The sequence below is a fragment of the Rhodococcus sp. YL-1 genome (assembly GCF_001942025.1).
Taxonomy (GTDB): Bacteria; Actinomycetota; Actinomycetes; order Mycobacteriales; family Mycobacteriaceae; genus Rhodococcus_F; species Rhodococcus_F qingshengii.
This window is the reverse complement of sequence record NZ_CP017299.1, coordinates 3,742,996-3,755,437: the sequence shown is the minus strand read 5'-3', so window position 1 is coordinate 3,755,437 and position 12,442 is coordinate 3,742,996. Positions and strand designations below refer to the sequence as shown.

The 12,442-nt window shown below is 62.7% G+C and carries 12 protein-coding genes and 1 tRNA gene; 7 read left to right on the top strand and 6 right to left on the bottom strand.

The window, feature by feature from the left end; translation table 11 throughout:
- Window positions 1-21 precede the first annotated feature (21 nt).
- Both BH682_RS17350 and BH682_RS17345 read left to right on the top strand, forming a co-directional pair.
- Window positions 22-861 (top strand): serine hydrolase domain-containing protein, encoded by an 840-nt coding sequence (locus BH682_RS17350; protein ID WP_007735479.1) that lies wholly within the window; start codon window positions 22-24, stop codon window positions 859-861.
- 128 nt (window positions 862-989) lie between these two features.
- Window positions 990-1,499 carry a DUF3145 domain-containing protein gene (locus tag BH682_RS17345; RefSeq protein WP_042445731.1) on the top strand — a complete coding sequence of 170 codons (510 nt, stop codon included), beginning with the start codon at window positions 990-992 and terminating at the stop codon, window positions 1,497-1,499.
- Between the two features lie 110 nt (window positions 1,500-1,609).
- Here the strand turns inward: BH682_RS17345 and BH682_RS17340 are convergent, their stop codons facing one another.
- From BH682_RS17340 to aceE, 6 genes are all read right to left on the bottom strand, one after another.
- Entirely contained in the window at window positions 1,610-3,043 is a 1,434-nt protein-coding gene (locus tag BH682_RS17340; RefSeq protein WP_003941597.1) for an acyl-CoA carboxylase subunit beta, read from the bottom strand.
- Window positions 3,044-3,151: 108 nt separating this feature from the next.
- Window positions 3,152-4,402, bottom strand: a complete 1,251-nt coding sequence (locus BH682_RS17335) for a KasA/KasB family beta-ketoacyl-ACP synthase (protein ID WP_003941591.1) — start codon at window positions 4,400-4,402, stop codon at window positions 3,152-3,154.
- Window positions 4,403-4,409: 7 nt separating this feature from the next.
- On the bottom strand, window positions 4,410-4,685 hold the full coding sequence (gene acpM / locus BH682_RS17330; RefSeq protein ID WP_003941649.1) for a meromycolate extension acyl carrier protein AcpM: 276 nt from the start codon (window positions 4,683-4,685) through the stop codon (window positions 4,410-4,412).
- Window positions 4,686-4,769: 84 nt separating this feature from the next.
- On the bottom strand, window positions 4,770-5,678 hold the full coding sequence (locus tag BH682_RS17325) for an ACP S-malonyltransferase (protein ID WP_064689135.1): 909 nt from the start codon (window positions 5,676-5,678) through the stop codon (window positions 4,770-4,772).
- Between the two features lie 127 nt (window positions 5,679-5,805).
- Complete coding sequence (locus BH682_RS17320; protein WP_003941635.1) at window positions 5,806-7,134, bottom strand: PucR family transcriptional regulator; 1,329 nt, start codon at window positions 7,132-7,134, stop codon at window positions 5,806-5,808.
- Between the two features lie 99 nt (window positions 7,135-7,233).
- The gene (gene aceE / locus BH682_RS17315) at window positions 7,234-10,089 is read right to left on the bottom strand and encodes a pyruvate dehydrogenase (acetyl-transferring), homodimeric type (protein WP_042445740.1); all 2,856 of its coding nucleotides are present in this window, start codon (window positions 10,087-10,089) and stop codon (window positions 7,234-7,236) included.
- Window positions 10,090-10,469: 380 nt separating this feature from the next.
- Here aceE and BH682_RS17305 point away from each other — a divergent pair, with 380 nt between their 5' ends.
- The 5 genes from BH682_RS17305 to BH682_RS17285 all read left to right on the top strand — a co-directional run bounded on the left by BH682_RS17305 (window position 10,470) and on the right by BH682_RS17285 (window position 12,406).
- On the top strand, window positions 10,470-10,883 hold the full coding sequence (locus BH682_RS17305) for a hypothetical protein (protein WP_223304496.1): 414 nt from the start codon (window positions 10,470-10,472) through the stop codon (window positions 10,881-10,883).
- A gap of 177 nt (window positions 10,884-11,060) precedes the next feature.
- A complete protein-coding gene (locus tag BH682_RS17300; RefSeq protein ID WP_003941575.1) occupies window positions 11,061-11,486 on the top strand; it encodes a DUF3052 domain-containing protein in 426 nt (141 codons plus the stop codon).
- 35 nt (window positions 11,487-11,521) lie between these two features.
- Entirely contained in the window at window positions 11,522-11,986 is a 465-nt protein-coding gene (locus BH682_RS17295; protein WP_003941619.1) for a peroxiredoxin, read from the top strand.
- Between the two features lie 32 nt (window positions 11,987-12,018).
- Window positions 12,019-12,090: transfer RNA gene (locus tag BH682_RS17290), tRNA-Val, on the top strand.
- Between the two features lie 91 nt (window positions 12,091-12,181).
- Entirely contained in the window at window positions 12,182-12,406 is a 225-nt protein-coding gene (locus tag BH682_RS17285) for a hypothetical protein (protein ID WP_050656439.1), read from the top strand.
- The last annotated feature ends 36 nt before the right edge of the window (window positions 12,407-12,442 follow it).

Genomic DNA, 12,442 nt, shown 5'->3' with positions numbered 1-12,442 from the left:
TTGTGCCAGTAGTCTGATCGGGTGCCCAGTACTCACAGTCTCGACGTAATCCAGCAGTGGCCGGTCGACAATGCGGCAGCGGTCGTCCTCTCCGGGAAGAATCCCGGTGAGGGCGACCGCATTCGTGGTTTCAGTGGCGACCAGGCGCATGTTTTCCCCCTGGCTTCGGTGACAAAACTGTTGTGCGCCTACGCGATTCTCGTGGCAGTGGAGGAGGGGGCGGTCGAGTTGGATGGGCCGGCCGGGCCTGAGGGGTCGACCGTTCGTCATCTCCTCGCGCATGCTTCGGGATTGGCATTCGCCGAACGTGTTGTTCAGGCGCCGGTGGCGTCGAAGCGGATCTACTCGAGTGCGGGGTTCGAGGTGCTTGCCGAGTTGGTTTCCCGGGAGACCGAGATCGAATTTGCCGACTATCTGGCCGAGGCGGTGTTCGCGCCGTTGGCGATGACCAGCGCGGCTCTTGTCGGTCCGGCCGGTCACGGTGCGCAGGCATCGGCAGACGACTTGGCCAAGTTCGCGGCTGAACTGCTCTCGCCGACTCTGGTCTCGGCGCAGACGTTCGCAGAGGCGACAACTGTGCAGTTCCCGGGGCTCAACGGAATTCTTCCGGGTTACGGCTCTCAGCGCCCCAACGACTGGGGGCTCGGATTCGAAATTCGGGGCGACAAGCGTCCGCATTGGACGGGTCTCGAGAACTCGGCCGCTACCTTCGGTCATTTCGGCCAGTCCGGGACGTTCCTGTGGGTCGATCCCACGATCGATACTGCGTGCGTCGTGCTTACCGATCGCGATTTCGGTGATTGGGCCAAGCCTTTGTGGACCGAATTGTCGGATGGCGTGGTCGGTGAAGTTTCGCGGTAGAGCACAAATTTCTCTCCTTCCACTGGCGCAACACGGGTAACACAAGGCACACTGTTCAATCGAGCGTGCTGCACGAACTCGACAGAGGTCGTTGGGGAAGACGTCCCTCGTCGAAGCAGGAGGCTCGAGTGCGCGAAATGAATCAATTCGCGGACGTGACGACTGGTGTGGTTTACATCCACTCGTCGCCCGCGGCGCTGTGCCCGCACGTGGATTGGGCTTTGTCCGCCACGTTGGACAGCCCTGCCAAGCTCAGATGGACCTCACAGCCTGCCTACGACGGGCTTCTGCGTGCGACGACGGACTGGACGGGTCCCGTCGGAACCTGTGCCCGCCTGGTCGACTCGCTACGCGCGTGGCCGATGTTGCGGTTCGAGGTCACCGAGGACCCGAGTCACGGCGTCGACGGCGAACGGTACAGCCATGTGCCCGGTCTGGGCCTGTGGCGCGGATCCACCAGTGCGAACGGTGATGTCGTCGTAGGGGAGATGAAACTGCGGTCCATCATGAATTCCGGTGGAGACATCGCCGCGGAAATCGATCGGGCGATAGGTACACCGTGGGACGAGGAACTCGAACCCTTCCGGAGTTCAGGCGAAGGTGCCGAAGTGACATGGCTGCGAAGGCGTGTCAGCTGACCGAGGTCCATCCTGAACCCGGAGTGCTCTCGCGGCTTGAACGACAAAGACTTGAATGACAAAGGTGGGCCCCGCCGTATCGGCGAGGCCCACCTTGCTGTCCAGGGTTGTCAGAGCGGAATGTTCTTGTGCCGCGCGCGGACAGATGGTGCAGACGCGAGGGCAGCGGTCACGATGCTGCGAGTCTTCGCCGGGTCGATTTCCTCGTCGACGACGCCGATTTCGACCGCGCGGTCGACGCCGCCCGCGATTGCCTCGTGCTCGGCAGCGAGTCGGTCGTGCAATGCTTCACGCTCGTCGTCCGGTGCAGCTGCGAGGGCCCGCTTGTGCAGGATGCCGACAGCAGCCTTCGCACCCATCACGGCTACTTCGGAGTTGGGCCAAGCGAATACGGCCGTGGCTCCCAGTGCTCGCGAGTTCATCGCGATGTAGGCGCCGCCGTAGATCTTTCGAGTGACGACGGTGACGCGGGGGACCGTTGCCTCGGCGAAGGCGTGAAGTAACTTCGCTCCGCGTCGGACAACGCCTTCCCACTCCATCGAGACGCCCGGCAAATACCCGGGAACATCGACGACGACCACGAGCGGCACGCCGAATGCGTTGCACAGTCGCACGAATCGAGCGGCCTTCTCTGCACTTTCGGAGTTCAGGCACCCCCCGAGTCGCAGTGGGTTGTTCGCAATGACGCCAACGGTGCGTCCGGCCATCCGGCCGAAACCGGTGACGATGCTCCGAGCGTAATTGCCTTGCAGTTCTTCGAAACTCGACTCGCCTTCGACGTTGTCGAGCATTTCGTGAACGATCGGACGAACGTCGTACGCGCGTTTCGCGGAGGCAGGCATCATGGCGCGCAGATCGCTGTCGCCGAGTTCCGCTGCCCGCTGATCGAATTCGCCCTGCTCGCACATCATCGAGACCAGGCGGCGCGCGCGGTGCAATGCGTCGGCCTCGTCGTGTGCGGCGATGTGCGCGACACCCGACTTCTTGGTGTGTGTGTCCGGACCGCCGAGTGACACCATGTCGACCTGTTCGCCGGTGACACTACGAACTACGTCTGGCCCGGTGACGAACACTCGGCCTTCCGGCGCCATGATCACGACATCGGTGAGGGCTGGACCATACGCTGCTCCGCCAGCGGCAAAGCCGAGCACGACGGAAATTTGAGGTATGAGACCCGACGCGCGGACCATGGCCTCGAAGACCAGTCCGACGGCGTGGAGCGCCTCGACGCCTTCAGCCAGACGCGCGCCACCGGAGTGCCAGAGGCCCACGATGGGGGACTCTTCCTCGATAGCGGTATCGATGGCTTTGACGAGGTGTTTGCAACCGTCGACGCCCATGGCGCCACCCATGACAGTGGCGTCGGAGCAGTATGCGATGGTGCGGACGCCGTCGATGTTTCCGGACGCGGCGAGCACACCGGACTTGTCACGGGCGTGGAGCGGCACTGTTGTGCCGGGGTCGAACAGATTTTCCAGGCGCGCAAGAGGATCGCGCGGGTCTGTCGATGATTCGGACTTTGTCACGGGGGCCAGGATGGTCATCGCGTCCTCCTTCAGTACGAGCCTTGGGTGGAACGAAAGGTCGGTGTTGTCCGCGGGTGACGTTGTGTTGCAACGACACCCGCGGACAGGTGCAAACCGCGGTTCGGGCTAGGCCCGACCGAAGGCGAGCGCGACATTGTGCCCACCGAAACCGAACGAGTTGTTCAGTGCGAAATCGAAAGAGCCGGTTCGGGGTTCACCCTTGACGACATCGAGATCGATTTCTGGATCCTGGCTGTCAACGTTGAGCGTGGGCGGGATGATCCCGTCACGCACTGCCAGAACCGTGAGGACTGATTCGAGGGCGCCGACAGCGCCGATCGAGTGTCCCAGCGCGGATTTCGGGCCGTACACCGCAGCGTGATTGCCGACCGCTGCGTTGATTGCCTTTGCCTCTGCGATGTCACCGATCGGCGTCGCAGTGGCGTGGGCGTTGATGTGCTTGATGTCGGACTTCGTCAGTCCGGCCATCTCGATTGCTCGGGTCATGGCTCGCGCCGCGCCCAGGCCTTCCGGATGCGGTGCCACGATGTGGTACCCGTCCGAAGTGATTCCGGAACCAAGCAGGCGGGCGTGAATCGTTGCCCCGCGTGCCTTGGCGTGCTCCTCGGTTTCGAGGATCATCAGGGCGCCGGCTTCGCCGAAGACAAATCCGTCGCGGTCCTTGTCGAAAGGACGTGAAGCTGCGGCCGGATTGTCGTTGTTGGTGCTCATCGCACGCATCATGGCGAAGCTCGCGATCGGAACGGCGTCGATGAAGCTCTCGACTCCACCAGCCACAACCATGTCCGCGTCACCCATGACAAGCATGCGGTGAGCGTGAGCAATTGCCTCGGAACCTGATGAACATGCCGACACCGGAGTGATGACGCCACCGCGGGCCCCGAGTTCGAGTCCGACCGTTGCGGCCGGTCCGTTGGGCATGACCATCTGCACCGAGAACGGGGACACCTTGCGGTATCCGCCGCCACGGAGCTTGTCGACGGCGTCGATGAGCGTGTCGCCGCCGCCGAGTCCGGTGCCGATGACAACGGCCAGGCGGTCCTGATCGACTTCAGGGCTGCCGGCGTTGCTCCAGACCGTGCGACTCAACGTGAGGGCAAGGCGTTCCACCCAGCTCATCCGTCGAATTTCGACGCGGGACAAGCCCTCGTCCGGTGAAACCTTCAGGTGCCCGCCGATGCGAATGGGAAGGTCGAACTCGTCGATGAACGGGTCATCGAGGATTCCGATGCCGCTTTCGCCGGCGAGGAGCGCCTTCCACGTGCCATCCACATCACCAGCCACCGAGGTCGACGTCGCGAGGCTCGTGACGACGATGTCGGGGAATTTCCCTTTGCGGGTAGAAGCGGAAGTCACGGTCGGCTCACTCTGCGTTCTTGGCTTCGGCGCCTTCGGCTTCGAGCTTCTGGATGTACGCGACGATGTCGCCGACGGTGCGCAGACCTGCAAGATCCTCGTCGGGGACCTTCACGCCGTACTTGTCTTCGGTCTGAACGGCGATCTCGACCATGGACAGGGAGTCGATATCGAGGTCGTCCACGAAGGACTTGTCAACGGTGACCTCGGAAGGCTCGATACCGGTGACCTCCTCCACGATCTGGCCGAGTTCCGCGATGATTTCTTCCTGAGTGTGGGCCACTGGTGTGGCTCCCTTCTTGATCGATTGAGGTGGGGTGAAACGTCCGGCCGCCGTTCGGGCTGATCGGCCGGGTGGGCGTCCGAGCTAGGTCAGCTCGGACAGTGCGGAGATATCCTCCGGGTTCTTGAGGGCCACCGTCGGTGTGCCACGCATTTCACGCTTGGCAATTCCGACGAGGGTTCCGGCCGGCGGGAGTTCCACGATCGCGCTGACTTCTGCTGTCCGCAACGACGCGGAGCAGAGGTCCCAACGAACGGGGCGGGTTACCTGCGCGGCAAGCTTGGTGAGGGCGTCGGCGCCCGAGGAGACGGGTGCGCCATCCGAGTTGGAAAGCAGCGTGCGCGTCGGATCGGAAGGGGTGATCTTGGCGGCAGCAGCTGCGACGGCGTCCTGCGCCGGCGCCATGAAGCGGGTGTGGAAAGCTCCGGCGACGGGTAGTGCGCGGACTCGGGCCTTTTCGGGTGCGTTTGCTGCGAGTTCTTCGAGCGCGGTGAGCAGTCCGGCCGCCACGATCTGGCCGGCCGCATTGCGGTTGGCTGCTTCCAGCCCGAGTTCTTCGATTCGTGCGAGCACTTCGGCTTCGTCTCCACCGAGAACGGCTGACATGCCCGTGGGCTCGAGCGCACAAGCCTTGGCCATCTCGGCGCCACGGAGGGCGGCAAGCGCGACCGCGTCGTCAGCGGAGATAACACCGGCGACCGCAGCAGCGGCAAGCTCACCCACCGAATGGCCGGCAGCGATGACGTCGGCGCCGAGGAGCCCACGTGATTCGATTTCCTCGTATGCCAGCAGAGCAGCGGCAACGACGAGGGGCTGGGTTACCGAGGTGTCGGTGATTTCTTCGGCGGTCGCGGTCGTGCCGAGTCGGACGAGGTCCAGGCCGGCTGCCTTCGACCACACTTCGAGGCGGTCTTGTGCTCCGGGCAGTGCCAGCCAGGGGCTGAGCATGCCGGGTGTCTGAGAGCCCTGTCCCGGGGCGAGCAACGAAATCACTTATTAAGAGAACACCGCCGCGAGCGACCTGCGAGATGTCGGTCGCGATGAACTCTGGCGAAGTGTTTTGTAGGATTCCCACAAAATCCCACGTCGCGCTCGGCCATCGAAATTGGACGCTCAGGGGTTACAGGTTTGTTTGTCCGGATGTTAAAGATGTGACTGAAGTAACCGAATTGTTCGATTTGAGATCGATTTGTGTCAATCGGCCCACGGTAGCGGCGATCCGTAGTACATACGCGTCGCGTGGATTCGTTGGATCCCGGCCGGTAACTTCCGCGATTCGCTTCAAGCGGTACCGAACGGTATTTGGATGAACAAACAGAAGACGTGCACAAGTCTCAACCGCACCTCCACAGTCGAGATAACTGTCTAAAGTATCGGTCAAGACTGTGCCGGATTCAGCTAAAGGTGCGACGAGGAAATCGCGAAGAGCCTTCACGGCAGCGGCGTCTCCCAGTAGTGCCCGTTCCGGGAGCAGTTCAGTCGCGAAAACGGGACGAGGTGCGCCGCGCCACCCGGCAACAGCCTTGATTCCCGCCAGAGCTTCGGACGCACTGAAGTGCGCTGCGCTCAACGAGGGTGTCGTCGGGCCGATCACCACCGGCTCGTCGGCGAAACTCATGAGCAGGTCTTGAAGGAATTGGCTGCCTTCCGTCTTACTGCTCAGCTCGCCGCTGACGATCATCACCAGTCGCGGACCCTGCACCACGGCGAGAACAGCGCGCCCGTGCGCGGCGGCAGTCGCGTGGACGGTGCCGGCAACCGAGACCCGCTCGTCCGGCGGGGGAGACCCGACGATGACGGTGGCCGGAGCCGTGGCATCCCAGTTCAAGGTGGCGGCGCGAGAGAGCATGTCCGAGCCGGTGTCTCCCTGCACGACGGCGTCGACGACGAGCGCTTCCAGTCGCGTGTCCAGGGCACCCCGCGACTCGGCAGCGCTTGCGTACACCGTCGCTGCTGCGAAACCGAGTTCACGCCCGTAGCGCAGGACGGCTTCTGTCAGCGCGATCAGCTGCTGATCGTTGCGGGCGAGAGCCGGCAGCCATTTCTCGAAGAACTCCATCGCCACCCGGACCATGTCGACGGTCTGGCGCAGCGTGAGCTGTCGAGCAAGATCCTGAGGGATGACCGGAAACGACTCGTATCCGAAGCTGATCTCCGAGTCGAGTTGCCGCAGCCATTCCAGGAAATTCACCACCGACGTCTGCACCAACAGTTGAACGTCGGCGCGTTGCGAAGCGTCGAGACTGTCGAAGAACGGAAGCTGCTCCTCCATCACGGTCACGGCCTCGGTGGAGAGCCGGCCGGAGAACTGTTTGACGCGGCGGAGCAAGGCTTCTGGAAGTGGATCGCGAACCTGACGACGGCGGGCGAGTACAGCCTGCAACCCGGACGACTGTGGTCGAGTGCGGCGTACGCCCTCTTCGGGTTTCTCGGGATCAGGTTCGGGCATGAGAAAAACCTACGCCCATCGCCGCAGCGGATGTCGAGATGACACCCGCGGCGATGGGCGCAGGTCTGTTTTCGATCGCTGGGACTGTTGCCCTACGACTTAGGCGCTACCGGTGTCCCCGGTCTGCTCGGGAGCAGCATTCACGTCGTCGATGCGGTATCGGCTCGCTGCTTCGACGGCCTTCGACCGCTCGATCGATCCTTCCTTCGCCAAACCGATCAGCACGGCAACGACGATGGACTCGGCATCGACGTTGAAGTAGCGACGCGCTGCAGTGCGGGTGTCGGAGAACCCGAACCCGTCCGTGCCGAGCGTGGTGTAGTCGCCGGGAACCCACTGACGGATTTGATCCGAGACCGCCCGCATCCAGTCCGAAGCCGCGACGACGGGGCCTTGGGCCGAGGACAACGCCGTGGTGACGAAGGGAACCGGAGCATCCTCGGACGGATTGAGCAGCGCCTGACGTTCGCACTCGACGCCTTCGCGGCGCAGCTCACCCCAGGACGTGACCGACCAGACGTCGGCCGAGACGCCCCATTCGTCGGCAAGCAGCTTCTGCGCGCGCAGCCCCTCGGGCATCGCGACACCGGAGACGAGGATCTGTGCCTTCGGGCCCGATGCTTCGGACGTCTTGTAGAGGTAGATGCCCTTGAGCAAGCCCTCGACGTCGAGACCTTCGGGCTCCGCCGGCTGAACGTACGGCTCGTTGTAGATGGTCAGGTAGTAGAAGATGTTCTCGCCACCGAAACCGTCGACGCCCTCGGTGCCGCCGTACATGCGGCGCAAGCCGTCCTTGACGATGTGCGCCAACTCGTACGAGAACGCGGCGTCGTACGTGACAGCTGCGGGGTTGGTGGATGCCAGGAGCAGCGAGTGTCCGTCGGCGTGCTGGAGACCTTCACCGGTCAGAGTTGTACGACCGGCGGTGGCGCCGAGAACGAATCCCCGAGCCATCTGGTCGGCAGCCGCCCACAGGCCGTCGCCGGTGCGCTGGAAACCGAACATCGAGTAGAAGATGTACAGCGGAATCATCGGTTCACCGTGGGTGGCGTACGACGTGCCGACTGCGGTGAACGAAGCCGTCGAACCGGCCTCGTTGATGCCCTCGTGCAGGATCTGGCCGATCGGGCTCTCCTTGTAGGCGAGCATGAGTTCGGCGTCGACGGAGGTGTAGAGCTGCCCGTTGCGGTTGTAGATCTTCAGCGACGGGAACCACGAGTCCATACCGAACGTGCGAGCCTCGTCCGGGATGATCGGCACGATGCGCTTGCCGATTTCCTTGTCGCGCAACAGTTCCTTGAGGATGCGCACGATCGCCATGGTGGTGGCGACTTCCTGCTTGCCCGAACCCTTGCGGATGACGTCGTACGTCTTGTCCTCGGGGAGCTTGAGCGGCGCCGCATCGGTGTTGCGGGAAGGCAGGAACCCGCCGAGTGCTTTACGACGGTCGAGCATGTACTTGATCTCGGGAGCGTCCGCGCCCGGGTGGTAGTACGGAGGCAGGTACGGATCCTTCTCGAGCTCGGCATCCGAGATCGGGATGTGCTGCATGTCGCGGAACGCCTTGAGATCGTCCAGCGTCAGCTTCTTCATCTGGTGCGTGGCGTTGCGGCCCTCGAAGTGCTTACCGAGGGTGTAGCCCTTGATGGTGTGCGCCAGGATGACCGTCGGCTGGCCCTTGTGTGCCATGGCCGCTGCGTAGGCGGCGTGGACCTTGCGGTAGTCGTGGCCACCGCGCTTGAGGTTCCAGATTTCCTGGTCTGTGAGGTCCTTGACCAGTTCCTTGGTGCGGGGGTCACGTCCGAAGAAGTGATCGCGTACGAACGCGCCGTCGTTGGCCTTGTACGTCTGGTAGTCACCGTCCGGCGTCACGTTCATCAGGTTGACCAGTGCGCCGTCGCGATCGGCGTGCAGCAGCGCATCCCACTCGCGACCCCAGACGACCTTGATGACGTTCCAGCCGGCACCGCGGAAGAACGATTCCAGTTCCTGGATGATCTTTCCGTTGCCGCGGACCGGGCCGTCGAGGCGTTGGAGGTTGCAGTTCACGACGAACGTGAGGTTGTCGAGGCCTTCGGTTGCCGCGACGTGAGCGAGGCCGCGTGACTCGGGCTCGTCCATTTCGCCGTCGCCGAGGAACGCCCACACGTGCTGATCGGTGGTGTCCTTGATGCCGCGGTCGTTGAGGTAGTGGTTGAACCGGGCCTGGTAGATGGCGTTCATCGGGCCGAGGCCCATCGAGACCGTCGGGAACTCCCAGAAGTCGGGAAGCAGCCGTGGGTGCGGGTAGGACGGCAGTGCGCCGCCGAAGTCGGCGTGGGACTTCTCCTGGCGGAATCCGTCGAGCTGTTCCGCGGGGATGCGGCCCTCGAGGAAGGCGCGTGCGTAGATGCCGGGGGAGGCGTGACCCTGGATGAAGATGTGGTCGCCACCGCCCGGGTGGTCCTTGCCGCGGAAGAAGTGGTTGAAGCCGACCTCGTACAACGCTGCCGAGGATGCGTAGGTGGAGATGTGACCGCCGACGCCGACGCCCGGTCGCTGAGCGCGGTGGACCATGATCGCGGCGTTCCAACGGATCCAGGCGCGATAGCGGCGCTCGACCTCTTCGTCACCGGGGAACCACGGCTCGTTTTCGGTCGGAATCGTGTTGACGTAGTCGGTCGAAGTGAGCGCGGGGAGTGCGACGTGCTTCTCGCCGGCGCGTTCGAGCATGCGGAGCATGAGGTAGCGGGCACGCGTGGGTCCGGATCGATCCAGAAGTCCGTCGAATGATTCGAGCCATTCGGTGGTCTCGTCCGGATCGATGTCCGGCAGGTACGACGCAACACCTTCGCGAATGACGCGAACGCGACCGTCGGTTCCCCCCGGCGTATTCGACGCGGGCGAACCCGACTCGCCGGCGGCGCCGGAATCGGCGTTCTGCCCGGACGCGGGACCCTGGATCAGGTCAGACAACGTGTGCTCCTCATTGGTTTGGGGACGCGTGGTGGGGCGTCCTTACATAGGTGATCGAGGCCTTGTTAGGTCCGACGCACTTCCATCGTGAATATGGCGCGTACCTCATCTTTCACCATCCCGGTCGGTCCGGCACACCTCGCCTCTGGTTACTCTCGGGTAGCGTTTTTCGGCGTGACGCAGGGGTGTGATGGTTCCCCGTAGTCACAGGCTTGGGGGATCGATCGGAACGTATGAAGGGGTGGGAAAAAATAAACAAAGAAATCAATTACGGCAGGGTCGGGGCGTGGGTCTCGGTCGGATCGATCGCAGTGGGACTGTCGGTGATCGTGGGATGTTCGGCGGCGGTGACCGGATCGGCAGTACCCAATGAAGCGCACGTGGCTGCATACCAATCCGAGGTGAGTATTTCGATGGCCGCCGCATCCTCGTCGAAAGCGGCGGCAGATGCGGCAGAGGCGGCGTTCGCGATCTGTGAGGAAGCGGTCTCCCGATCGAAAAACGACGTGGTCGCGTTCAATGCCTACGTCGACGCCGGAAATCATGGTGAGACCGACCTGAGAGCCGAAGCAAGCGCTGCTGCTTCCTCGGCAAGGGAGACGGCCTCGTGGTTCGACTCGGTCTCGAGTGAACTTCCGACGCAACTTTCCGGACTGTTCGCCGAATTGGCCGCGAACCTACGTTCATCTGCTGTCGTGATCGAGAGTGATCATTCGGCCGATGAAATCAATTCGATCAGCGATACGAGCAATTCGATTCGTAAGTCGATCTTCGATGAATGTGGATCCCTGTGACCTGCGGTAATCCGCAGGCGTAAGGTTCGCCGTGTGTCAGAAGACGATCTTTGGTGAAAGTTTTCGGCGTGGTCGGCTTGCGCTAACGCCTCAGACCATGTTCGCTTTCCCTAATTGATCGTCAAACGGTAGGTGTGCGGGGTCGCCACACACCATCAACAAAAGGAGGACCCCACCGTGGTCGCCGCGGCGGATGCCCAGAACTACGCTCAGAAACTCGGGATTACCACTGACATGGTGGTGCAGGAACTGGGCTGGGATGAGGATACCGACGACGGCATTCGTGCCGCGGTTGAGGAAACCATCGGCGGGGAAATGCTCGACGAGGATTCCGACGAGGTCATCGACGTCGTGCTGCTGTGGTGGCGCGACGAGGACGGTGACCTGGTGGACGCCCTCATGGATGCCATCGGGCCCCTCGCCGACGAAGGCTTCGTGTGGGTTCTCACTCCCAAGACCGGTCTCGACGGACACGTCGAGCCCAGCGAGATCGCCGAATCGGCGCCGACTGCCGGCCTGACGCAGACATCGGCAGCCAACCTCGGTGACTGGTCGGGAAGTCGACTGGTTCAGCCGAAGGCTCGTCCGGCCAACAAGCGCTGACCCGGTCCTTTCCGCACTTTCCCAAGGAATCGCACATGCCTCTCGAAGTTGGTGCCCAGGCACCGGATTTCACCTTGAAGGACCAGAACAACCAGGAAGTTTCGCTCGCAGATTTCCGCGGTAAGAAGAACGTTCTGCTGGTCTTCTATCCGTTGGCCTTCACCGGGACTTGTCAGGGGGAACTCTGCAAGGTCCGTGACGAGCTTCCGAAGTTCGAGAACGACGACACCGCCATTCTCGCGATTTCTGTCGGTGCTTCGCCGACTCACAAGATCTGGTCGGCCGAGCAGGGATACACATTTCCCTTGCTGTCGGACTTCTGGCCGCACGGTGAGGTCGCTCAGAAGTACGAGGTGTTCAACGACAAGTTGGGCTTCGCGAATCGTGGCACCTTTGTCATCGACAAAGACGGAATCATTCGTTTTGCCGAGATGAACGGCCCCGGAGAAGCCCGTGACCACGGACTTTGGGCAAATGCGCTTGCCGCGCTAGAGTCTTAGAGCACTCCCGGTGAGGGTCTCACCGGGAGTTCGGGCGTGTAGCTCAGTGGTAGAGCTCTGGTTTTACACACCAGCGGTCGGGGGTTCGAAACCCTCCGCGCCCACCGAAGAATTCAAGCCCCGATCTGCGTCGACGCAGATCGGGGTTTTTTCATTTTCGGCAACGAATTGTCCGCAATACGCCATTCTGGACGCATGTCCAGTTCTGTGATCGAAGTAGCCGTCGACCCGACGCGCGTGCATCCCACCCGTCCGCACATACACATCGCCGAGATGCCCAGTCTCAGTGTTGCGTTGTTCGCGGGGCAGACGATCCGGGTTCGTTCCCAGAGCGACGCACTGGCGACCGGGATTGCCCGTGTCTGGGAAATCAACCGAATGCACCGCTTGATCTACCTGACGATCGACTGGGACGGGTAGAGATCGGCTCGTGCAGACACGTGACGGTTGGCCAGA